The sequence below is a fragment of the Paenibacillus sp. FSL M7-1414 genome, assembly GCF_038003195.1.
Lineage (GTDB): Bacteria > Bacillota > Bacilli > Paenibacillales > Paenibacillaceae > Paenibacillus > Paenibacillus amylolyticus.
This window is the reverse complement of record NZ_JBBOOS010000001.1, coordinates 2849808-2876633: the sequence shown is the minus strand read 5'-3', so window position 1 is coordinate 2876633 and position 26826 is coordinate 2849808. Positions and strand designations below refer to the sequence as shown.

Genomic DNA, 26826 nt, shown 5'->3' with positions numbered 1-26826 from the left:
CCCTGACTATACACCGCTTCCCCAGACTCGATGGCAGACTCGGTGGATGACGCTGCCGATATTTCATAGGACAGGCTCCCATCGGCCTCGGCTTCAAGCGCAAGATGAACCTCCACAGGCTGCTCCCCAACGACGAGTGGTCTGCTCCACATTACATGGCGCACCAGCAGACTGTGCGTGCGCGGAGGCCAGTTCGCTGCGTGTGCTGCTGCTGCCTGGGCCATTTCCAGCTGAACAACAGCCGGAAGCAGCTTGTGCCCTTGCACCACATGATCGTTCAGGAAAAGCTCTTGGCCATTGAACTGACTGCTGTACCACTGGCCTCGCAACAGATCTGAGCGGTTGTGATGCAGCATGGAGTGTAGTAATATGCTTTCATTTAATGGCTTAACCGTTGTTGGTTTTTCTGCTAATGCTGAGTAATTCATTTCTTCGGGCTCCACCCAATACCGCTCCTTGGCAAATGGATAGGTAGGGAGTGAAATGGTCCGATAGCGACCCCGCTCAAACAACAGATCATAATCAAGTTCATATCCCTGGATATACAGATCCGCCGCAGTGCCCAGATGCTCCAAATATTCGCTTGCATGTGTCGTCTTCCGGCAGCTCCGCAAACATTCATTCCCATATCGCTGCAATGAGGAGTGCTCACGTGAAGTGTCCGATGTTCCTTGTGTAACCCGAACCTGTGGTGCACTTCCCTTGTCCAACCAGCGTTGAAGTAACGTAATCGCTTCATTCAAACTTCGGGCCACACAAGCTAGGCGGAATTCCATATGTTTGCGTCCCAATAACAGGGTGTAGCTCAGGTTACCGCAATCCAGTTCCGGCAATTGTCTTCCGTAGGCGGTGAATTGTTCTACCTGCTGACGCAATTGTTCGGCGGTACGCGCTGAAAGTGCAATCAAATATCCCGGCATCGGCTCTGACGGTCTGGATCGCAGCGGTCCCTCCTCAATGACCATATGGGCATTCGTACCACTGAAACCAAATGAACTGATTGCAGCACATCTTCTGCCACTTGATCCGGCTTTCCATTCCATCGTGGCTGTAGGGATATAGAACGGGCTGTCATTTAAGGCAATCTGGCTGTTGGGTTGATGAAAATGAATGGAGGGGGCTATTTTTTGATGACGCATCCCCAGTATAATTTTAAACAACCCCGCTACTCCGGCTGCCGTGGCCGTATGACCGATATTGCTTTTTACCGAGCCGATCGCACAGTACTGTTTTTGGTCCGTATGTTTTCTGAACGCCTGCGTCAATGCATTGAACTCAATCGGGTCTCCCAGCCTGGTGCCTGTCCCATGAGCCTCGACCAGCTGGATGTGTTCAGGATTAATATTGAAAGTCTCATATACGTTCTGCTCAAGCCGTTCCTGAGATTTCGCACTGGGAGCAGTAATTCCATTGGTAGACCCATCCTGGTTTATTCCGCTCCCTCGAATGACTCCGTAAATCTGATCACCGTCATCCAGCGCCTCGCTGAGCCTTTTCAGGATAACAACCCCTGCACCTTCTCCCGGAACAAAACCATCTGCCGCTTCATCAAAGGTATGACACCGTCCTGTTGGAGACAGCATTCCCGCTCGATTGGAGGCAAGGTAAAAGCCATGGGTGGACTGGATGAATACGCCTCCAGCAACGGCCATATTGGTCTCTCCTGACCATAATCCCTGACATGCCAGATGAATGGCTACCAATGAACTGGAACAGGCCGTATCCACTGTAATGGCCGGACCATGCAGATTCAGGTAATAGGCTATACGAGCAGGCACAATAGAATTGGCGTTCCCCCAGAAAGCTTGCGGGGGCCCTCATGTCCAAAAATGCTCTGATAATCCATACCACTGCAGCCTACATAAACGCCGCATTGAAGGCCCTCGGCCTTTTTGCCAGCATAACCTGCATCTTCAAGCGCCTTCCAGGACTCCTCCAAAAAATGCGCTGCTGCGGGTCCATATAGGTAGCTTCCACGCCGGATATATTAAAAAATAAAGGATCGAAACGATCAAAATCCTCTATAAAGCTGCCATGTCGACAATAGGACTGCTGATCAGCGTAATAAGCGTCCAGATCCCAACGTTTTACCTCTCCAATCAGATCATGCCCGGCTTGCAAATGTTGCCATAACTCCTCAGGATTGCGACTTTGTGCAAATCGGCCACTGATTCCAATAATCGCTATTTCCTCCCGGACGTGCGGTGTTTCTTGATTCATTGTGGCCTCTTCTACCACAACGTTTTGCTCCCATGGCTTAGCAGAATACGGCTTAAAACGTTGTTCTTCAGGGATATGTACCACAATTTTGCCGATATTACTGCGGTTTCCCATAGCCTTATATGCTTCTTTCACTTGCTGAAAAGGATAAGTGGCATATATCGTCGGACGAACGATGTTCTGGTCAATTAGGATCGCCATTTCCTTCATATAGGTTCGAATTATAGAAGGATCACGGAAGGCCATCCGTCGCAAATCTACCGAAAAGAATGCCTGATTGTTCGATAACAAGGATAAATCAATATTTTTGGCTGATTTGAGGGCAGTCATGGCAATTTCAATATATCTGCCACCTGGAGCAAGACAAGCCATACCCTTTTGAATCGCATCACCCGATAAGGTATTGATGACCATATCTACACCTTGCCCGTTCGTAAGACGGTGAATCTCCTCGGCAAAATCCTGCTCCACATACTGAATGGTATGGTGCACACCCTGCAGTTGCAGATAGTTCAGTTTCACATCTGAACCGGCTGTGGCATAGATTTCCAGACCATAGTGCTGGGCCAGCTGTACGGCAATAAGACCTGTCCCTCCGGCCGCCGTCTGTATCAATATTTTTTCACCTGGCTGCGGTTTGGCTTTGTGGAACACATCAAGCATGGTCATAGTGACGGCCGGCAGTGAGCAGGCTTCTTCAAATGTTAATCTTTTCGGTTTGGGTACAACATGAGCTGCCGGACAGATCACCATATTGGCATGACCACCCATCTGCTCCCCCATCGCCCACCACTTCATCACCGCACCGAAGGTCTGTGACCTTGGAACCTGTTTGAACGACAACCCCGCTGACTTCAAAGCCAGGGGTAAACGGATAAAGAGGCATGGTTGGATACAGCCCTCTTACACATAACAGATCTCCAAAATTAAGTGAAAAAGCATGCACAGCAATTTGTACTTCGTTTGGCTGGAGTGAACGCGATTGATCTCGAATCAGTTGAAGCTCTTCCGGTTCTCCAGGTTTCTCCAGCAGCAATCGATAATATGCACCTTCCGAAATGGAACCCAGCTTTACGTTATCAACCCTTGTGCTTGTCCAAGTCGAATTAGGATTAGTCCCCTCATCCCGAACTGGCAACCGATCCTCATTCCTATGCACAGCAGACTTCTCAGCCGTATGATTATCGTTGCTCATGTCCATAATGATGGCTTGTTCGTCTTTCCTCTGTGGAGATGTAACAGCCGGGGCAGGCAGCATGTGCGCCACAATCTCTTGTCGATATTGCTCCAGCATGTGCTTGCTTAAGGCATGGACCGTGTTATGATCGAACAGCACTGTAGTCTGCATCACTATTCCACATTGCTCATTAATGAGATTGACCAGATTCACGGCAACAATTGAATCGACGCCATATTCAGAGAAACTTTGATGATTATCGATCCGGTCCTGGCTCATCTTCAAGGATGTCTCTATGCTATCCCGGATGACCGTAATAATATGATCCCGGATCAGGTGGTCCGGAATATCTGCTGTGGGCTGAATGTTTCCAGTCCCCGTAACCAAGAATGGACTGGGCTTCCACTCCACCTCAGAAATCGCTTTTGTTTGTGTCTGTACAGGATGAGATACAGGGCTCTGTTCTATTTCGTGTATAATGATCCCGTCACTTTGAGATACAACGATTTGTTGCCCCCACTCTTCAGCATTTAATGCCGGAAAACGAACCTTTCTGAACCCCTCTTTGGCGAGCACCTTTTTCCATGTATTAGGTGCAAGTCCCGGGCAGCCCGGAATACGCAGTGCCTCATCTTCGTATAACCACCAGCCCTCCAACAAACCAAACGTAATATGGGCAAAAAGTGAATTATCGGTTATCTCGTTCAGGAGCAGATGCCCCTGTTTTTTGAGCGCTGCCTTGATATGTCTGAGGGTTTGACGAATATTAGGTGTAGCATGCAGCACATTGGCCGCGATTGCTATATCATAGACAGCTTCATTAATGGATTGACCCTGCAGGTGCTTGGTCACATCTATTTTTCTGTAGGTCAAATATGGGTGTTCATTCCCATAGCGCTGCTCTGCCTGCAACAGAAAAGAGGAAGAGATATCCGTATAACAGTATTCCTCAATGTGCTGGGCATACGGTCTGAGCTTGTCCAGGACAGGGGTACTGGTTCCGCCTGTACCCGCGCCAAATTCAATGATTCTCAACCGGATGGTTGCATTCTTTTTTATGTTTTCTTCAATAATTGTTATAAGTTGCGATCCCATGACCTCATTGAAATAGTCGGCGATGGGATTGTTTTGGTATATGCCTTCGACAAGTGTCATGCTTGAATTGGGGAAAAGAACATCCGTTGCCTGCTTGTTGCCTCGAAGAATATCAGGCAGGTGTTTTAATGCCGTTTCTGCCAAAAGGACCTGAGATCGAAGGTGGCCCTTTTGCAGCCATTGCTGTTTAACTTCATCCCATTTCTGCCACACATTCTCGAAGGTAGTAGCGGTTTGCCTGCCCTCAGCGCTATTCCCCTCTTCTTTGGCTAACACAGCAAATGTCTCTTCCATCCAGCGATGAAACAAAACGGGTATCCCGTTTTTCTCTAACCATTCCCTGGTGTTGGAATAGCTTTTTTCAAATAACCCCATTGCCTTTAATTCCGCTGACAATAATGCGACAAGCCACCCGTGTAACTGATCTGTCTCACTGCGAAGTCCCTCGGGAATATGTTTTGTAATCGGAATATACACCTGATCATCCATTGTTTTAACCTCCCTGTGGTGGCAGATGCCCATTCATTGGAAACATTTATGTGCTGCTGCTCTCCCGTACCGTGCAAAACGGTTCATGCACCCTGTCAACACATCGTTCTATTACACATTCAGGGATGCAACTTTGTTCAAGTTCAGCTCTTGCATAAAAAGAGGTCTGGTCGTTCTGACAAGCCCCAGTTGATCCAGTGATCCTGTCAAAAGGATTTCCAGTGCTTTCATGGCTTCAGCTACTTCAATAGAACCGATACCGGCATTGCTCATAAGTGTGTTGTATTCTTCCGAGGCTACACTTCCCACACTTCCCCAATAACCCCAATTGATGACTTTGACATCATAGGAACGCTCCATCGCAAGCTGATGAGCAAACGCATCCTTGAAGGTGCAACCAGCCGCATAATTGCTTTGCCCAGGTGACCTGGTAAACGAATTAAAGGATGAGAAAAACAGCATGAAGTCGAGGTCATCCTGTCCAAATACCTGAGCCATGCGTGCACTTACAGCGACTTTTGCAGATAAGACAGCCTGAAAACGATCCTCCTCCATATTGGCGATACTCTGATCCTGCAATACAATCGCAGAATGAATTACACCATGAATATGGGGATGTCTTCGCTTGATCTGTTCATAGGCCTTCTGGAGGGAATCTCCATTTGTCGCATCTGCCACAATGTACTCGGGAGCACTGCCCAGGGACTCCAAACGTTCTATACAACGTTGAATGATTGAATCAGGTTCCCTGCGCCCGATCCAGATAATACGTGCATTGTACTGCCGGATCATGTATTCGCTCCATACTTGTCCAATGCCACCTGCCCCACCAATGACCACATATACTCCCTCTTGGCGATAAGCATCCTGGATTGCATGTTCATTGTGCACATTTACCGGGATCAACTCCTGGCGTAACCACTCGTTATCCCTATACAGATAGGCGTTTCCTTGCGCATTCCAAGGAAGCTCTTGCATTTGGGTCTCCGCCCATTCAACCTCATGCTCCAGATCGAGCAGTTTTATGCTCCACCGGGAGTATTCTTTGCACAAAGATTTTAAACCATGAATGCTTGCATGGGTAGGATTAATTTCGTCCATTGGAGAGGATGGGATCGCATTTGTCGTAATGAGGGTCAAACTCAAGCTTCGATTACCGTATCCAAGCTCTAGTAGACTCTTGATCATTATGAACAGCTGAAGAACCCCCTGCTCCTGTCCCTCAACAATCGAATCATCTGTCATGCTAACATTACCGGGAGACGGAGCCTGCCATACGATATGATCCAGAATGGCAAACTCCGACAGGCTGTCCTTCCAACCGAGTATGCTGTTATGGGGCAACATGTGCATTGCGCCCGGATATAGTTTCAGGGCTTGCTTATGACTTGTATCGTTGTCACTAATGATGAGCACCTTGTTACCAACGGATAGCGGAAGCGCTATCTCCTCCGGCGTAAATACACTCCATATGGGTGTCATCAGAACATGTCCAACAGGAGGTGTCCCCCCGGTCGTCAACGGATTTTGAAATAAAGGAAGCCTATCCGCTATGGGAGCTTTACATGCCAATTCTGTCATCCGAATGCATAACTTTCCGTCTGGACTATACATTTCAATCTGAAACTTGATCAGCCCCTCTGCCCCAGAAGAGTGATCCATCCGTTGGACACGCACCCACATCTCTTCTGTGCAAGGATACAGGAGTTCCAACTGATCTAGTGTAAACGGCAGTGGCACTGAATCAGGACTTCGGCCCCCCTCCACATGTTGCTTCAGCAAAAGACCCATGGAGGCCTGGAACGCCGCATCAAGCAAATATGGATTCATTACATATTGCTCTGTATGTCCGACTGCCGGAGACAACCGCAACTGTGCCCAAACCTGATGATCCTGGATGAACAGCTGTGTAAGTCCCTGAAAGGCGGACCCGTAGGATAGACCCAATCCGTCAAACAAGGAATAACACTCCTTACCTGCAAGGACACGTTCTGCCTTCTCAACCAGCCAAGGTTTGTTTCCGGTTGGTTGAACGGATGCCTGTATTCCCTCCAGCAGAACGGAACCCTTGCAATGTGTTCGTTTGAGTTGCTCAGATCCATGAGTGAAGCTATAGATCTCAAAACCTACGATTTCATCATTCTGCTGTTTAAGTTCGATCAGAACATCAACCGGCTGATCAACCTGTAGAGGTGTCATCCATGTGACTTTCTGAATACACCGTACCTGCAAGGAATTGTCGAAAAGTCCAATTGCTTGCTGAACCGCCGCTCTGGCCATTTCCAGATAGGCCGTACCGGGAAGCCATTTCTCTCCGTGGACCTGATGATGGGCCAAAATCGTTTCCTCGCCCGTAAACGTACTGGCATATCGTTGCAAGCCAAAGCTGGATGTATTGCAATGTACAAGCGGATGTAAAATAGGTACGCCTGTATGTTGTATTACTTTGCTCCTCTGTTCTCTTGAGACAGGGGGATCAGGTACCCAGTAACGTTCAGCTGCAAACGGATACGCCGGCAGACTGATTCGACGCGGGTGCTGCTGTCTGTTTTCCCCGTATAGCTCCATCCACCGGATCGCTGCCCCTCGTGTCCACGCGTCCAATATGTGCTCATAACGACCCTGGGACAGCCAGCGTTTCACATTCTCTTTCATGTCTTCCTCATCTGTTAACCAGCCCGGATTCTCCTGCCCTTGCTTCACATGACCCTGATAGTACTGGCTTCCTTTGCCTACCGGTTCCGTCTGACCCGCCTGTTCCACATAGCTGTCCAGCTTGGCGAGTAGCTCGTCCACCGTTTGCGCCAGCACGCCCAACCGAGCCTCCATCGCTTCACGTCCGGTTTGCAGCGTATAGGCGATCTCCCTTACACTCCAGCTGCTCTGCCCGATGCGAAGTGCATCCCGCAGCTGACGCGCCTGAACGACCAGTCGTTCCTCGTTTCTCGCCGACAGCACAACCATCCCGGGAACCTCATTTTTCTCGCTTTTCTCGTTTTGCTCGTTTCGCTCGTTCGCCTGTTCTTGCGCCAGTTCGGGTTCCCGGTATTCCTCCAAAATGAGATGAGCATTCGCTCCACCTGCACCAAACGAGGAAATTCCCGCCCGTCGCGGTACGATCTGACCGTCCACCCTTGGTCGTGCCCAAATGTCTAGCTCCCGCTGGACCGTGAATGGGGTTTGACTAAAGTCAATATGCGGGTTCGTCTGCTGCACATGCAGGGACGGCGCCAGCTCCCCATGCTGCAATTGCAGCAGCACCTTGGTGACTCCCGCGATGCCTGCTGCGCTCTCCGCATGTCCGATATTGGATTTCGCTGAGCCAATTGCACAGTAGGCTTCTTCCGATGGCTCTTGCTGAAAAGCTTTACTCAACCCCGCAATCTCGATGGGGTCACCGAGCGACGTACCCGTGCCATGGGCTTCCACATAACTGATCGTCCGCGGGTCAACTCCCGCCTCACGCAAGGCCCGGCCGATGACGTCCGCTTGAGCGTTGGGATTCGGCACGGTATATCCGTTCGTTTTTCCACCGTGATTCAAGGCCGACCCTTTGATCACGCCGTAAATCCGGTCCCCGTCTGCAACGGCTCGTGCAAGCGGTTTTAACAGGACCGCGCCGACGCCTTCACCCGGCACATACCCATCGCCCCCTTCACCAAAGCTCTCACAGCGGCCTTTGCTGGACAGGAATCGTCCTTGAGACAACATGATATATTTGTTCGGGTGAACCGACACATTCACCCCGCCTGCGACTGCAACCTGACACTCATTCTGTCTTAAACTCTGGCACGCCAGATGAATGGAGGTCAGCGAAGACGAACACATCGTATCCACTGCCAGACTCGGTCCGCGGAAATTACAGAAATACGACACCCGGTTGGCGATGGACGCCGGATTACCGGAGAGCGCAATCGAGGACTCAGCCCCGTACAGCTGGTATTCCTCATACATCACACCCACGTACACACCTACAATGTCGGCAGCCAAACGCTCCCGCGTATACCCCGCATCCTCCAGTGTCTCGTACACACACTGCATGAACAATCGTTCCTGCGGGTCCATCATCTCGGCTTCCCGGGGAGAGATCTGGAAGAACAACGGATCGAATTCGTCCACACCGTCCAGAAATCCGCCCCAGCGTCCATAAGTCTTGCCCGGCGTACCCGGCGCCGGATCATACACCTGCTCCTGATCCCAGCGTTCTGGCGGGATTTCGGTGATACTGTCCGTTCCACTGCGCAGATTCTCCCAAAACTCATGGATATTCCGCGCTCCCGGATACCTTCCCGCCACACCAATAATGGCGATGTCCTGCTGCGTATCGACAGGTGTGTCCTGTCTGGAGACCTTAGTCTGTGATTCATTCATCCGTGGGACAATCGTTTGGGTCTGTCCAATAGCCAGATAAGGCGACCGAGCCTCTCCTGGGACCGAAAAGGCAGGTTGCAGTACAGGCTGCTGTGCTTTGACATGTTTATCTTCCAAAGGTATCGATGCTGCATCTGAGGCTATATGGGGATCTACCTCCCTTAGCAACCTGTCCAGTTTTTCGCCTTGCTCCTGTAGAAAGTAACTGCTCAAATCTCCGATCGTCTGGTACTCAAAAAATAACGTTTTGGGCAGAGGTCCGAACAAAATCTCCAGTTTGTTCGTCATCTGCATGATCAGGATTGAATCGATTCCATACTGCTCCAGGGGTGCGCTGGCTTGAATACGGGATTCGGGCAGTCCAATAACTTTGGCAAGGGTTTGGATCAGAAATTGAACTGTCCGTTTCGGTTTGTCAGCTGCCTGTGATCGGTTTGATTCCCCGACAGGTGAATTTATTTTATTATTGGATGCCAGTCCTTTGGTTTCACTATTGGAAACCAGGGACCCCTGTTGGTTTTTGGAATGTAGAAGCTCCCTGATCCGGGTCACATTACCCGACAAAACAGCAATCTGTCCGGCCCCTGTTGCCAAAGCCCGATAGAAAGCCTGTATGCCGCCAACCGTTTCCATGGCCGCCATACCGTAACGATAGAACATCCTTTGCTGGACGGATTCAGATATTGTCATGCCACCTTCAGTCCACAGCGGCCAGTTTATGGAGATCGTCCGTCCAGAACGCTCACCCTTCTGCACTCGCTGGTGCCGCACAGAAGCAAAAGAATCCATAAAAGCGTTGGCTGCCGCATAGTCGGCTTGTCCGGGATTGCCAAACATTGCGGCAACAGCCGAGCAAACGATGAACAGATCCAATTTGTCCTCCCGAGTTGCTTCATCCAAATGAACAATACCGGACACTTTTGGTGCAAAAACGTTCCGAAGATCGTCCTCTCTTTTAGCAAAAATGGGGTGATCATGTATGATTCCGGCACAATGAATAATCCCATTCAGTTCACCAAACTCCAACTTCAATGAACTCACCAAATCTTGCACGGTCTGCCAATCCGAAATATCCCCCTGTCTGTAGACGAGGTTGATTCCTTCCTCACGCAGAGCATCAAACGGTTGCCGAATCGTTGAGGAGGATGTTCTCCCTACAGCAACAATGGTACAGGAAGGTGCATGACGCGCTATTTCTTCAGCCATGATGATGCCGAGAGCACCTGCTCCCCCGGTAATTACGTATACCCCTTCCGATTTCCATGGTATGTCGAATGAGCTTTCAAACGGATCATATTCAATCATTTTCCAATCCTGAACATGACGAAGCCCAATACCTGATGACCCTGGTGTACTCTTATAACGGATTAACCCATGTTCCGGGTAAGCGCGATTATCGAAGAGCATGTTCGCCAGCATCTCCGATTCCGGCTCATTCATGACCTCAATAACCTGACCATGAAAGGATGGATTCTCCAGTTCGGCCGTTCTTAACATAGCGGCAATTCCCTGATACAACGACAACTCGCCAGGAATGACAATTTGGAGCCATCTTTCATTGTTAACTTGGGACACTACCCGCATCAGCAGCTGGATCTCTTCGAGCACCCGCAATGCGCCTTTGGTGAATAATTCGTCCCATGACTGGCTGAAATCCGTTGATGGAATACGTACACTTTGAATGGAAAAACGCTGTAAATATTGCTCAATTTCCGGATAACTGTGATTGCTGTCTTCGAATAAAAGCACCACATGATTGTCCACGGTTATGGTCTCATTCCCGGAAACACCTCGGTCAAATGTGTCAGCAGGTGCCACTTTCCAATAGGGTTCAGCGAGCAAAGTCCCTTCAGCCCCAAGCTCTACCTGTCCGGGAAGCTCACGAAACGTCAGCCCCTTGATTCGAAGAACAAGCTGTTCCTTATCGTCATATCCATCAATATCAACCTTTTTCGTTTCAACTAGAGAGTCATTCGGAGTACAGGCGCGAACATGCGACCACATTAATGATGTGCTGTTTCCCGATATCTGCACTTGCTCCAAGGCAAACGGAACCGGCGTTATACCAGGCGAACCTCCTGCTGCTGCCAACAGAAGTCCAATGGATGCTTGTAAGGCACTGTCTGTAAGACCAGGGTGAAGCTTGCCTCCGCCATATTCATGGGTCCACTCTTCTGCAAGGCTTAGTTTGGCAAGCACCTGATTTGTCCCGATGTATAACTCTTCTATTCCCTGATAATAATCCCCGTATTGCAGACCCATTTGTTTAAACTGGTTGTAACAACCCTCACTTGTATAAAACCCTTCGGTGCATTGTGTTCTGATCTGTGTCAGATCTGTCTGTTCAGCTTCCCAAGGCTGCATCATGGCCGCTTGCCCAAGACAGTGAACAACAGTCTCTTTCGCACCTTGACTCTGTATCCGAAACTCGATTGCTCCCCGTTCAAGCGGATGAAGCAAGACGTCAACTTGAACAGGCTCATTGTTCACCTGTAGTGGATCATACCAGCCGATATGGCTCAGACTTACCCATGTCTGTTCTCGTTCATCATGCGTATGAGCCATTTCCACTGCAGCACGAGCCATCTCCAGATAGGCTGCACCCGGAAATACACTTTCCCCTTGCACGACATGATCCTTCAGGAAAAACTCCCCGCCATCAAAGGTGGAACTGAATTGGAGAGCGGCCAAATTCGAGGTATTACGATGCAGCAATGGATGAAGCAACTGGTTTGAATCCTCTCTGCTCTGGTCAGCATGCTGACGGGTCGCACGACCGTGTGTTGATGCATAACCACCATCAATCCAGTACTTTTCTTTGACAAACGGATAAACGGGCAGCGAGATTCGTCCTGCGGGTTCGTGCCCAAACAACAATTCAAAATCAAGATCATATCCCTGCATATATAAACTTGCGGCAGCTGCTAATTTTTCCGTAAATTCAGCCGAATCCGTTGATTCCGAACAATGCCGCAAACACTCATTTCCATAACGCATTAATGAAGACTGTGGGTGCAGTGTATGTGACAGTTCCACCACCTGAACTTCTGCCGCAGCTCCCTTTTCAAGCCATTTCTCCAATATTCTGATCAACTCTTGCTCATTACGGACCACACAGCTCAATCGGGAGTTCATATGTTTTCGTCCCATAAGCAAGGTATAACTCATATCCCAGCAGCTCACATCGGATTGTTCTTTGCCTTTGCAGAAGCTAACCAGTTGCTTGACTTGAATTCGCAATTGTTCCTGGGACTGGGCGGATAAAACTATCAGGTTCCCGGGGCGATTGACCTTCTGACTTTCCTTGACAGGCGCTTGTTCAATGACCATATGTGCATTCGTTCCACTGAAGCCAAAAGCGCTGATTGCGGCCATCCTTTTAACACCAGGCGGTGTGGTCCAGTCGGTTGTTTCTGTATTGATGTAAAAAGGACTGTTTTCAAACGCAATGTGTTCATTGCCTTCCTGAAAATGAAGAGAAGCTGGAATTTGTGCATGTTTTAACGAAAGCAAAATTTTGATCAGTCCTGCCACACCCGCAGCTGCGGCTGTATGCCCAATGTTGGTTTTGATTGAACCGAGGGCACAATAGTTTTCCTCTTCGGTGTACGCGCGGAATGCTTTTACAAGTGCGCTGTATTCAATGGGGTCTCCCAATTTAGTTCCGGTTCCATGGGCTTCAACCAGCTGAATATTTCCAGGATGGATGCCAAAACGATTGTAAACCTCACACATGAGCTGCTCCTGAGACTTCGCACTCGGCGCGGTGAGCCCGTTCGAGGCTCCATCCTGGTTAATGGCTGTACCGCGAATAACCCCATGGATGTTGTCCCTGTCACGCAGAGCATCACTCAAACGCTTCAGAACTACAACTCCCGCACCTTCTCCAGGCACAAATCCGTCTGCCCGCTGGTCAAACGTATGACATCTGCCTGTCGTTGAGAGCATGCCGGCCCGGTTGGATGCAATGAAAAAACCTGGGGTGGACTGTATAAAAACCCCTCCGGCAAGCGCCATTTCCGTCTCTCCAGACCATAATCCCTGACAAGCCAGATGAACCGATACGAGTGAGCTTGAACATGCCGTATCCACAGCAATGGCAGGGCCCTGCAAATTCAGATAATATGCGATTCGAGCAGGAATGACTGAACTCGAGTTACCCCAGAATGCCTGCGGAACAGGATTCGTTCCAAGCAGTGTCCGGTAATCAAGCTCATTAAATCCCGCGTATACACCACACTTCAGTCCGGCAACTGCCTGTCCTGCATATCCAGCATCTTCCAGAGAACTCCAGCATTCCTCAAGAAAAATTCGCTGATGCGGGTCCATATGAGCAGCTTCCGTGCCAGAGATGTTAAAAAATTGAGGATCAAATTCATCTATGTTTTCCAAAAACCCACCATGGCTGCAATAGGGAATATCTTTTTCAAAATAAGATGATAGATCCCAACGTGTAGCTCTCCCGACCATATCTTTTCCTGCGGTCAAATTCCCCCATAAGGAATGAATATCATCTGATTGCGGAAATCGGCCACTCATCCCAACAATAGCGATATCTCCCCGCTCCACCTTTAAAGGACTATAAGACTCTGGCAACGCAGAATGCTGGTCATGACTGTGTTCGGATGAACCTTCTGTTTTGTATGCATGCGGGGCAGCAGCTTCAGAGCTCAACTCCACCGGATCTACAGATTTGGAAGTCTTTTCGATGGTCTGCACAAGTCCGTCCCTATACTTTTCAACGATATGGTTGGATAACAATTCAATGGAGCTATAATCAAACAGGCTGGATACCTGCAAAGATATGGATAACGCCTCGTTGATCGACTGAATAAGCCGCACGCCTGTAATGGAGTCCACACCATATTCGGAGAAGGGTTCCTCTGAATCAATCATGGTGGTGTTCACTTTAAGCGAAGCAGACAGCATGTCTGTAACGATCTCTCTTACATGTGCTTTCAATGTGGTTGCTGAAGTGCTCTCCAAACCAAGGGATGACTTGCTCGGCTTCTTTTCTTGCAGTTCAGGACAGCTTTCTGGAGAGAACGAATCATTGGACTGTAATTCAGACCGCACCTGATTGGAAGATCCAACTGGAGTAACTTCCGAGTCGATCTGCCTGACTATGCCGTCACTGTATGCCACAATGACCTGCTGCCCTTCCTCGTGCCAATCTTGTGCAGGAAATTCGATAGATTGAAAACCCGCTTCCAGTAACAGTTGTTCCCATACATGAGGTGCTACTCCGGGAGAATCGGTTAGACGAAGCTCGGGGTCCTCATACAGCCACCACCCATCCAACAAACCAAAGGTAAGGTGAGTGAAAAGGGAATTGCTGCTAATCTCGTTAATTAACAGCATTCCGCCTTGTTTTAGCAGAGCCTTCACATTACGCAGTGTTGTCCGCAAATCGGGAGTTGCGTGCAGCACATTGGCTGCGATGACCACATCATAGGCACCGGTGTCTATCTGTTGGGCAGAGGGAGCATAACGGACATCAAACATACGATAATTCATGAATGGCCTGCCTGCTCCATACTTTTGTTCACCATGCAAAAGGAATGCTTGGGATACATCCGTATATGCATACTCTTGAATATGTTGTTCCATCGGTTTCAGTCTGTGCAAAACGGCTGCGCTTGTTCCTCCGGTTCCCGCCCCAATCTCCATCATGCGGAGAGCAGATCTGTCCAGCTGGATGTTATGCTGCACATAATGTGCTGCTGTTTCAGCAAGCACTTCGTTATAACGGTTTATTTTCACGTGTATATCCCCCGACCAATTCCATAGAGGAATCAGGAAACATAATCTCGGTTGCCAGGCATTTTCCGCCGAGAATATCTGGCAGCGCCTTCAGCATCGTTTCAACCAATCTGATTTGTGATTCCGCGCCGTGGTGTTTGATCCAGCCGGGTTTGTTATGCTCCCATTCCTGCCAAGCCGTTTCGGCATTCGGCGCGTCGTTATTGCATACCATGTATCCAAAATCGGTTTTCATCAGATAGCCGTAACGGACTAACGCGGTCAAACTTCCTCTGATCCAATGCGCGTAGGTATCCGACAAATTTTGTGTTAATTCAGCCAAAGTGCCAGAGCTAACATCGGACACAAACCACCCGGAGGTATGCAGCTGCACCCACATTAGCTTTGCAAGCAAGGGCTCCATCTTTTGGAGTAAATGACCTGTATCTTGCTCTGGATGAGAGATGCGCGTGATGCCGCGAGTCTCTGGCCTGCTCTCCTTTATAGGGTGATCCGACATGTAGACCCGTACTGACTTTTGCATATTGATTCCAGGGATCGGATATGTTTTGGTTTTTAACAAGGCAGCCTGTGAAAGCTCCAGGCTCATGAGCATCTCCAAGGCTTCCATCGCTTCAGGCGCCTCAATTGAACCTACCCCCATCTGGTTCATGCGTTCCCTGTATTCCAATGAAGCAACACGGCCTATATTCCCCCAGAAACCCCAGTTCATAATTTTGACCGGGCACGTCCAGGATTGTCGCAACCAATGCGCAAACGAATCTTTAAACATACAACCCGCTGAGTAATTGCTCTGGCCTGGTCGTCTGGTAAAAGAGTTCATGGATGAGAAAAAGAGTACAAAGTCCAGATTTTCTTTCGCAAATATGTTCGCCATCACAACACTTACATCCAGTTTGGCGGTAAATACATGTTGAAATTGTTCCTCTGTCATCTGTTCCAAACTGCCATCTTGCAAAACAATTGCTGAATGTACAATTCCGTTTATGGTCTTGAACCGGCTCTTGATCGTTATATACGCACCCATTAAATCCTCTTCATTGGCTGCATTGGCCGAAATATATTCGGGAGCAGCCCCCAGAGCTGACAAACGATTCTGCTTATGCCGTATCTCGTCGTTGTATTCACTTCTCCCGATCCATATCACTCTCGCCTGATAGGTCCGGATCATATATTCGCTCCATACTTCCCCGATACCACCAGCTCCACCAATAACAACATAGATTCCGCCATGACGATAATTGTTGTTGTCATGAGGAGCATTGCTCTCCAAGCGAACAAGTTCCTGACCATACCAGCGGTCATTTCGATGAACCTGGAGATCCCCAAGACCTTGCGGTTCCAGAGACAACGCTGTACGAATGGAATGTGCATTGATGTTACCGGCTTGCAGATCGACGAGACGCACACACCACTGTGAAAACTCCTGCGCCATCGAGCTGGCAAGACCGTGAACTCCGGCATCCACAGGATGAACCGGATCGCTTGACCAGACGGATTGTGTCTGACAAGTTAAGAACGACCATTCTAAAGGGCGAGAACCATAACCCATCTCAATCATGGCTTTAATGATTCGGAACACATTTTTCACACCCGTATTCTGTGCCGTAATAAAATGATTCAGCGACTTCGGTGGGAGAGACATATGATTGGATAACCAAATGATATGATCAATAGAATCAACCTTTTTCAAGGCATTCATCAGACTGACGGGATCTACAGCAGTTTCCGCATCCATACGGATTGATTTTGCATGGATCTGATGAACCATCTCCCATTGCTCCGTTGTACCTCCAATCACCAGCCATCGTTTATTTCCAGGATTGAATTCGGACTTTTCAGTCTTTTCGACTACTTCCCATATTGGGGTCAGGATAAGATTATGGTCCGATGGCTTTGATGACTCCGCAGGGGAAGTTTCCTCCTCAACCTTTGATTCACTTATCATGTTGGCCTGAACTTGCTGCGGAATCCAGTACCTTTCTCTTGCAAAAGGATAGGTTGGGAGACCGATCCGTTGGGGTTTACCCTCAGCAACATATAATATATTCCAGTCCAGGTTCAGACCCTGTACCCATAATTCCAATAATTTCTCATGCTGGCCCCTCTGAATCCACCGATTCACCATTTCTTCCATGTCCTCATCCCGACTAAGGATGGAAAGCATCTCCTTACCCTTTTTCACATGACCGGTATAGAACAAATTCTGGGAAGCTTGTGTTTCCATATCGTTTGCCGGGTCTATATACTCTTTGAGTTTCTCGATCAGTTCATCTATGGACACCGCCAGCAATCCCAGACGTTCTTCCATCGCCTCACGCCCAACCTGCAACGTATAGGACAGGCTCCTCATATCCGAATCCTCATATATTCCGGTACATAACACCTCAAGCAAGTCTTTGGCCTTTGCCAAGAGTCGTTCCTGATTTCTTGCCGACAGCACAACGATAACAGGAGATTTAGGGTGATCTTCGCCAACTGTTAGCTGTTCCGGATACATACCTGTCGGGGTATACTCTTCAATGATGATATGTGCATTGGCACCCCCAGCTCCAAATGAAGATACGCCTGCACGTCTTGGGATCTGCACTCCGTCTATTTCCGGACGCTTCCATGGTTCGAGCAACTTCTGAACCAAAAATGGACTCTGGGTAAAATCAATGTTTGGATTGGTCTCTTCCGCGTGCAAGGATGGCGCGAGTTCCCCATGCTGCAGCTGCAGCAACACTTTTGTTACTGCAGCAATACCTGCTGCGCTTTCGCAGTGACCAATGTTGGATTTGGCCGAACCGATAGCACACTTGAAGTTGGATTGGACCGTCTGCTGAAATGCTTTTGTTAAACCCGTCACTTCAATGGGGTCCCCGAGCGAAGTTCCTGTTCCATGCGCCTCCACGTAACTGATCGTTCGCGGATCGATACCTGCTTCATGCAGGGCGTCACCGATAACCTCAGCCTGTGCGTTGGGATTCGGGACGGTATATCCATTGGTTTTGCCTCCGTGATTCAGCGCTGATCCTTTGATCACACCGTAAATCCGGTCCCCATCCGCTATGGCTCTCGCCAACGGTTTCAACAGAACTGCGCCGACACCTTCACCCGGAACATAGCCGTCCCCACCTTGGCCAAAGCTCTCACACCGTCCTTTGCTAGACAGAAATTTCCCTTGGGACAAAAGAATATATTTGTTGGGATGGACTGACACATTCACACCGCCAGCTACAGCTACCTGGCACTCGTTTTGTCTCAGGCTTTGACAGGCCAAATGAATGGATGTTAATGACGACGAACACATTGTATCCACGGCCATGCTTGGTCCGCGAAAATTACAGAAATACGAAATCCGATTGGCAATGGAAGACGGATTACCGTTGAATGCCATGGAACTCTGGGACCCATAGAGCTGATACTCCTCATACATCACACCTACATAAACGCCCACTTTCTCCGTGCTCAAGCTTTGTCTTGTGTATCCCGAATCTTCCAGTGTTTCATATACACACTGCAAAAAAAGTCGTTCTTGGGGATCCATTGTTTCGGCTTCACGAGGAGATACCTTGAAAAACAACGGGTCAAACTCATCTACACCATCCAAAAAACCACCCCAGCGGCCATAGGTTTTGCCTGGAATTCCTGGCTCTGGGTTATACACCTGCCCGTGATCCCAACGTTCCGATGGAATCTCGGTAATACTGTCCACACCATTTCGCAGGTTATGCCAGAATTCCCCGGTATTACGGGCACCTGGATATCTGCCCGCCATTCCAATAATCGCAATATCCTGATGCTCATTATTCGAGTCTTTTCCACCACCAGAGGGTGAGTCCATATGAATGGACAGGTCCAGATCCGTTTTTTTCAAAATAGGTTCGGCTTTGGCTTCAAATTGGGTTCCTGTCAGCAGCTTTCGCTTCAACATCATGGTGTGCGTTGGTGCGTGCGTTCGAGAGTCCGACACATTCTGTACATTCGCTAACGCATTCTTCTGCGACGTTCCGGCTGGTTTCATCCCTTGTTGTTGAAGCAGCTTATCCAAACGCACCTGATGCATGTTCATAAAGTAATGACATAGTTCCCTCAGGGTCTGATATTCAAAGAATAGCGTTTTGGAAAGGGAACCCAATTCATTCTCCAGTACGTCCGTCATCTTCATAATGAGCAGCGAATCGATACCATATTGCTCCAGTGGGGCATCCGGCTCAATCCTTGATTCTGGCAAGCCAATCACGGGTGCCAATTTTTCAATTAACCAAAGGATCGTTCTATCCTCACGATTGCCTTCAAGTTCGGTGAATTCTTCCGTATCCTCAATACTCGCAGGTATATCTGCTTTTGAACTCTTGGCAAGGTTTAATTGACCCACGAACTGCTCAGCGGTTGCGTGGAGGTTCATTTGTTCCAACAGTGTCCTTGCGGAAATGTCCCATCCATGCCGGGTCAGCAGTCTGCGGGAAAGCTCGCTCCATTGCACCGGGTCCAAACCATATTCGCTCCAGTCCATGTCCGGATCAATCTCCTGCTCCCCTACGTTCAACAAAGCGGCCACTTCCAACGTGAGCACAGCTACAGCTTCCTGTTGGGCCATGCCTCCCGCCAGGGGCGCTCCAAGCTCGGTTGATAACGATTCCGGGGAAGGTCCATGCCCGTTAGCGTTAGTGTTTACGTTAGTGTTTGCTGACTTCATCGGTTCAGTTGACCACGAATCTATCGGCTCCAGCAGGCTTCTGCGCAGCGCCAACAGATTGCCTTCCGCAACCGCCACCTGACTGCTTCCACTCGCCCAGGCCTGATACAGCGCCTTCACACCCGACGCGGTTCCCAGCGGTCTTAGTCCATGCTGGTTCCACAGACGCGCCTTCCCCTCTTCCTCCAGCTGCATCCCGCCTTCTTCCCACAGCGGCCAGTTAATGGACAAGGTTCGACCCTGACACTCCCCGCGTTTCATCCGCGCATTTCGGCTCACCGCATACGCATCCATATACCCATTCGCGGCGGCATAATCGCCCTGCCCTGCATTCCCCGTCACCGCTGCACCGGAGGAGAACAGCAGCAGTACATCCAGCGCCCCTGTCCCGATCGCTTCTTCCAGGTTCCGTGTGCCATTTACTTTCGGGGCCAGCACCGCCTGCCAGTCGGGTTCCGTTTTGTACCGAATTAGACTGTCCCGGATCTCTCCGGCACAATGCAGCACCCCGTTCACCCGACCGTATTGCTGACGAAGACGCCGAAACAGTGCATCGACCGCCTCTCTGTTGGTGACGTCCACCGTTTCATAAAGCACCCGAGCAAGAAGCTGCGCCATCTCTCGCTGTACCGTCTCTGGCATCGCCGGAGATCGGCCGGTCAAAATGAGCGTACTGCCTTCTGTTCGAGCTGCAATTTCCCGGGCCCAGATCCGCCCCAGTCCACCGGCTCCACCTGTAATGACGTACACGCCTTCGTCCCTCCAGGGAGACAACAGCGGAACCCCGCTCTTCGGCTTCATCTCCGTTTCCGCATGTACATTTCGAATCCAATTTTCATCCATATCCACATTCTCATCCATATCCACGTTGAGCGCCTGCCAGCCCGTTCGCTTCAGCTCACCTGCTTCCCAACGCAGATGAGTTTCCTCCGCATGGAGCGCACACTGGTGCAACTGCTCGGTCAACATTGCGGCAGATGTCTCTGGCTGGACTTCGACCAGCTGTGCCAGACTGCCCGGATACTCCAGCCGCACCGTCCGCAGCAGGCCGCTCAGGCCAGCGAACCGTCTTCCTTCTTCATCTCCCGCCACGACAATCTGCAAGGCCATTTGGCCGCTTTGAAGTTTTGAAAGTTGCTGCTGCACGTGATGCAGGATGGCCTCAACAGCCTGTCCGTACCGCGCCTCCAACGACCCCGTTAACGTCATCTGCTCCCAGGACACCTCCGCATCCGCGAAATCTTGCGGGGCCCAATCACATAGCAGCACCGCGGGTTCGACCGACGGAACCGCAGGCGTTAGAGAGCGCTGCGGCAGTTCCTGCCACTCGGGCTGCACCAGCAGCACGCCTTCCCGGCCCCGGCTGTCCGGCACACGCGAGGTGATCCCCCGCAGCCGTATGCAAACCTGTCCCTCTGAATCGCACAGTTCCAGATCCAGTTTGCGGACCCTCACCTCCGCAGCGGAAGATGCCGCTGGGTCGGGGCGAACACGCACTACCACCCACATTTGCGCTTGGCAAGGAGCCATCACTTCCGCCTCCTCCAGCGCAAATGGCAACGGAGCGGAAGCCGGCTGGTTTCCATACCGTTCTTCTGTGCTCCCAAGGGTCGCGCCCTCCAGGCTTACTTTACCCCCCAGAGCTGTGGACCTCAACGCTGCCGCGATCTGATCTCCTGCCAATAGGGCGATGGTCGCTTGCAAGGCCCCATCCACCATACCCGGATGCAGTACGGTGTCCGCTTGCCCTTCGAAGAAGGCGTGTGGCAGACACAACTGCGCCAAGGCCTCGTCCGCCCCCCAGTGTAGTTCGACAATCGCCTGATGGGACGGACCGTACTCCAAGCCCAGCTTCCGGAACGTTTCATAACAGACTTCCCCGCTGGCCTGTCCCTGCGTACAACGGCTGCGTACAGCCTGCAAATCCAGACTTTGCACGGCTTCTGCGAGGGGGCGTCCGATGCTCACACGGCCCTGACTATACACCGCTTCCCCAGACTCGATGGCAGACTCGATGGATGACGCTGCCGATATTTCATAGGACAGGCTCCCATCGGCCTCGGCTTCAAGCGCAAGATGAACCTCCACAGGCTCCTCCCCAACGACGAGTGGTCTGCTCCACATTACATGGCGCACCAGCAGACTGTGCGTGCGCGGAGGCCAGTTCGCTGCGTGTGCTGCTGCTGCCTGGGCCATTTCCAGCTGAACGACAGCCGGAAGCAGCTTGTGCCCTTGCACCACATGATCGTTCAGGAAAAGCTCTTTGCCATTGAACTGACTGCTGTACCACTGGCCTCGCAGCAGATCTGAGCGGTTATGGTGCAGCATGGAGTGCAGAACTGCAGCCTTTTTGCCGAAACCTGCTGTCCCGCTCTCCCCTTTTGCATGGACCATGGGGACCCAATAGCGCTCTCTTTGAAATGAATAGGTAGGAAGACTGATTCGAGTGGGCTTGCTGTCCTTCTGAACCATGCTTTTCCATTCAATGGTTATTCCTTTGGCCCATACTTCAGCGATTGAAGCCATCTTTCTTTTGTTCATCCATATTTGGAGCGCTGTCCGAATGTCTTCATCTGATTGAAACATTTCTGTGATCGCATCTTCTTGATGCTGGACTTCCCCCTCATAACCAACCTGACTGTTCAACGATCCAATCGGCAGGCCTTGGTCCTTGCTTTGCAAGTACTCTGCACATTTCTTTTGCAGTTCCTCAAGAGAACGGACAACAAAAGCAACCCTATATCGCATATGTTCTCTGCCCACCTGCAGCGTGTATGCCAGGTTGGATAGCTTGACTCCCTGTGTGGCGGTGGAATTTTGATGTTCCTCCCCGGTGGAGAGATAACTCATCATGTCGCGCACATGATCAAGCAGACTTGTTTGAGTTTTCGCAGATAGCGGGACAATGACCGGAAGCTCGGACTCAAAATCGGAACCGGAGTTTACTACTGTCGGTGCATATTCCTCAACAACCAAATGAGCGTTACTGCCGTTTGCTCCGAAGGAGCTAATACCCGCTCGCAAAGGTCCGGTTTCTGGAATGTTACAATCTGCCTTTACGTTTCTCCAGTCTCTTCCTTCCCTCTCCACATAAAAGGGAGTGTGCTGAAAAGGAATATACGGATTCAGACGCTCTGCATGCAGGGAAGGAAAAATCCGGTTGTATTTCATCTGTAACAGTACCTTGGTTAACGCAGCTACACCCGCGGCTGCTTCCAAATGCCCGATATTGGATTTCAATGAACCAATTGCACAGCTCTGTTCCGGCAGTGACCAGTCCGCCAACGCTTTGTGCAGTCCCTGTACCTCGATTGGATCTCCAAGAGACGTTCCTGTCCCGTGTGTCTCAAAATAACTGACCGTTCGAGGATCAACCCCTGAACGTTTGAAGGCCTCTTTAATGACTTCCGACTGTGCCGTTGAATCCGGTACGGTTGGACCCGATGTTTTTCCTCCATGATTGATTGCAGACCCTTTAATGACACCATAAATGGAATAACCTTCCTCTTCGGCATGACGTAGACTGGTCAGCAATACCGTTCCGGCACCCTCACCCGGAACATATCCGTCTCCGCCCTCTCCAAAACTGTGACATCTTCCATCGGATGACAACAGCTGTGCCTCTTTCAAAAACATATATCGATGTGGATGCGTAATGACGTTGACTCCACCTGCGAGAGCATACTCACATTCCTTATTTCGAATGCTTTCGCAGGCCAGATGAATGGCTGTTAATGCGGAGGAACACATGGTATCTACCGCAAGAGAAGGACCATGGAAATTCATGCAATACGATACCATGTTTGCGACGGACGCTGCGCTGACCCCCAAGGATGTAGGTACACCGCGATCTGTCAGTTCCGATGCAAACAGCTCATAATGATTCCAGAATACCCCGGCAAATACACCGACACTCCGGGTACCTGTTGAAGCATCATGATGCTGACTACGTTCAACCCGAAAACCCGCATCTTCACAAGCCTCCCATGCCGTCTCCAGAAAAAGCCTCGCCTGAGGGTCCATCATCTCCGCCTGACGGGGAGATAAATTAAAAAATAGTGGATCGAACTCATCAATCTTATCGATGAATCCCCCAAACTGATAATATGAATCTGGCGTATACGAAAACCGCCCCTGTTCCCAACGTTCGATGGGAAAGCCTGTAATGCAATCCTTGCCTGATAACAGATTGGCAGCAAACTCATTCACATTCCGAGCCATCGGATAGCGGCCAGCCACACCAATAATGGCTATATCTTCTGTATGCATTCCCGATGGCCGCTTTTCTTTTCGAGGAACCTCATGATCATTTTTTGAAACTTTTGCGGAGGAAGCCCCCTCCACATGGATAACCGTTTGCGCAAAGCTTCGGATGAACGAGGGTTTACCATACATAACAACAGTCTGCGTTGAACCATTCATCATAAGCGAATCGAACAGTTGCATTCCTTCGTTTGGAGGCAGCGGAGCCAATCCCGTTTTGGCTTCCAACTGCTGCTCGTAAACTGGATCGATCGACATGCCTCCATTTGCCCATAGGGGCCAATTGATCGAGATGCTTCTGCCTGAACGGTGTCCTGCCACAACCTGCTGCTGGCGCCACTCTGCAAACCGATCCATAAAAGCGTTTCCACAAGCATAATCTGCTTGTCCCATATTCCCGAGCACAGCCGATAGTGAAGAGAATAAAATAAAAAAGTCCAGTGGTTCATCACGAGTATATTCATCCAGGTACCAAAGTCCACTCACTTTAGGGCCTAGCACTTTCGGAATATTCTCTTTTGTTTTCTGTAAAATGAATTGGTCCCGGGTAATTCCTGCACAATGTACGATTCCCCGAATAACTCCCAGACTGGTCCGGATCTGCTGGATAACATGACTCGTCTGCTCGCTATGATTTAGATCTGCCTGAAAGTAATGAACATCCGCTCCCAGACTCTTCAACTCGGATATCTTATCGGACTCTTTTTCGCCAAGAGAAGAACGCCCCACCAGTGCCAATGTAATCCTCCCTTGCTGAGCCAAATGTCGACCCACCATCAAGCCTAATCCACCTAATCCACCTGTAATTAGATACACTCCATCTTCTGCGACATACTGGCTTTTCTGCGGCATCGGAATCGGCTTTTCACGGTATTTTTTCACCATTCGCACACGAGATTTTCCGGTGTAATACACTTCAATGACTCCCGAGGAATGTGTTAACCGCTCCTTATCCAACCACTCCGCCCATTGGGTCTTTGTAACAGTATGAATATCATCCACCGTAATTGTCTGCCCATGCATATGGGGGTTCTCTGCATGAGCTGTTCTTAACAGTGCTCCCATGGCGCCTGCAAAGTCACTGCCCGTTCCTGACGGACCAATCACTTGAATATGGGTCTCCGCTTTGGGAAACTGCTGCATGTAATTCTGAAGCCAGACTATGCATTGCTCGCACATTTCTTCAAATGATTTTGGCATGGTACGTTCACTGGTTAGAGTGACAACCTCTGATTGCGGAAAACATTCCTTGATCATTTGATCATGTCCAGTTGCCTGTTCGCAAAGAAAGACAATGTGGCTGCGCACCGAGTTTGAGGTGTTACGCATATGCAGCGTGACTTCTTCCCAGAAGGGTTCGAGCATGATCGATGAGTAATGATCACTCTTTCCCCGATCATGATTAAGTTCCGAAGTTCTGGTACTTGCCTTGCTGACCGAAGCTTTGTTCTCCGCATACTGATTTTCAGTAAATGCCTCAGGCCAATGTTGGTGCAGGTATGCAGCAAGAGACTGAATATTGGAATACTCAAATAACAGCGTGGGGTAAAGCTGTTCCTTCACTTTGTTCTCCAGCGTCCTTGAAAGGTTGATAAGCTGCAAGGAATCCAGTCCCATCTGATAAAATCCCAGCTCTGTGTCCAAAATCGCTTCAGATGTCCCAAGCACTTTGCCGATTTCTTCCTTTAAATAGTCCGCAACCTGCTTCATATTTCCTTCTGGAACACTTCTTCGCTGATTCGATAGTTCAGATGTATCATGTAAGCTGACAGATGAATCTTGAATGCTGACCTGTGTGACCAGCTCTGGTACAGATGCATCCTTTGATCCTGACGCTTCTACCCCACTGAAATTCTGATGAACATCAGCCCATTTCTGTATCAAATGAGGATTACGAATGCGTTTGGCGGTTAAACGCTCAAATTCAACCAAGGACTTGCCAGCAGAGTCGACAATCCGAATATCCATGGAGACCAGATCCGGTGATGAGACCGAATGGTCTACAGTCAATGGTCGGGCGAGCGAATGCACACCAATCGTGTCAGGTAACGGGCCAAAAATACGAAACCGATCGATCATAAACGGAATATAGGGAGTCTGATGGTCATACATTCCCTGTGCCTTTGCCTTTAAACGGAATGAAGAGCCTGCAAACGTTGCTCCATCCAAAAAAGCCGCATGTGCATAAAATTCATCGGAGTAAACGGAGGCCTGATCACTGAGATTCAGACACATAAGCTCCTGATTCTCATATTGGTAGACGACCCCTGAAGTTTGCATAAATGGCCCATGTTCGATGTTGACCTGCCTCGCCAATTGATAAACCTCATCCATGCTCCACTGATCCCGGGATTGAGTTTTCAGATCCTGAACATTAATCACGGGTAGATTAAACTCGGGATCAACAAGAAACATCGTACATTGCATATGTTGTTCTTCACTGTCCTGATCGATGATACCATTCATCACTTTGTTGCTCGTAATGGTTACCCTCCACTGCATCTCTGAAGGTACAGGTGAGAACGTCACAGCGATTTCACGATCAAATTGCTCTGATGTCACAATGGGCGTTGTAAACAAAATCTGGCGCAATTCGATGGCGTGTGTCTCTATATATAAAGCCGACAAACGATAGATCATATCCAGTAGAGTGACCCCGGGTAACGTACAAATTCCGTGTACACGATGATCCTGAACGATGGCGTTGCTGTGGCTTAACCGTTGCACGTACGTTTCCTGAATGCCTCCTATCAACGACAGTTCC

General features: G+C 49.7%; 3 protein-coding genes and 1 pseudogene. All 4 read right to left on the bottom strand.

Translation table 11 applies throughout. The features are described from left to right. Positions 1-96: 96 nt before the first annotated feature. A pseudogene (locus MHH92_RS30575) lies at positions 97-2883 on the bottom strand (beta-ketoacyl synthase N-terminal-like domain-containing protein); the annotation flags it as partial. Between the two features lie 34 nt (positions 2884-2917). Further along, positions 2918-4981 carry a methyltransferase gene (locus tag MHH92_RS12920; protein WP_340904088.1) on the bottom strand — a complete coding sequence of 688 codons (2064 nt, stop codon included), beginning with the start codon at positions 4979-4981 and terminating at the stop codon, positions 2918-2920. A 111-nt stretch (positions 4982-5092) separates the two neighbouring features. Continuing rightward, positions 5093-15115, bottom strand: coding sequence for an SDR family NAD(P)-dependent oxidoreductase (locus tag MHH92_RS12915; RefSeq protein WP_340904087.1), 10023 nt, complete (start codon positions 15113-15115; stop codon positions 5093-5095). After that, positions 15096-26816, bottom strand: coding sequence for an SDR family NAD(P)-dependent oxidoreductase (locus MHH92_RS12910; protein WP_340904085.1), 11721 nt, complete (start codon positions 26814-26816; stop codon positions 15096-15098). The genes MHH92_RS12915 and MHH92_RS12910 overlap by 20 nt, the downstream gene beginning before the upstream one ends. Positions 26817-26826: the final 10 nt, after the last annotated feature.

What these genes read in the sequence shown, in the direction of transcription:
- MHH92_RS12920 (WP_340904088.1), bottom strand. Translation starts at nt 4,981, where the DNA reads ATGGATGATCAGGTGTATATTCCGATTACAAAACATATTCCCGAGGGA.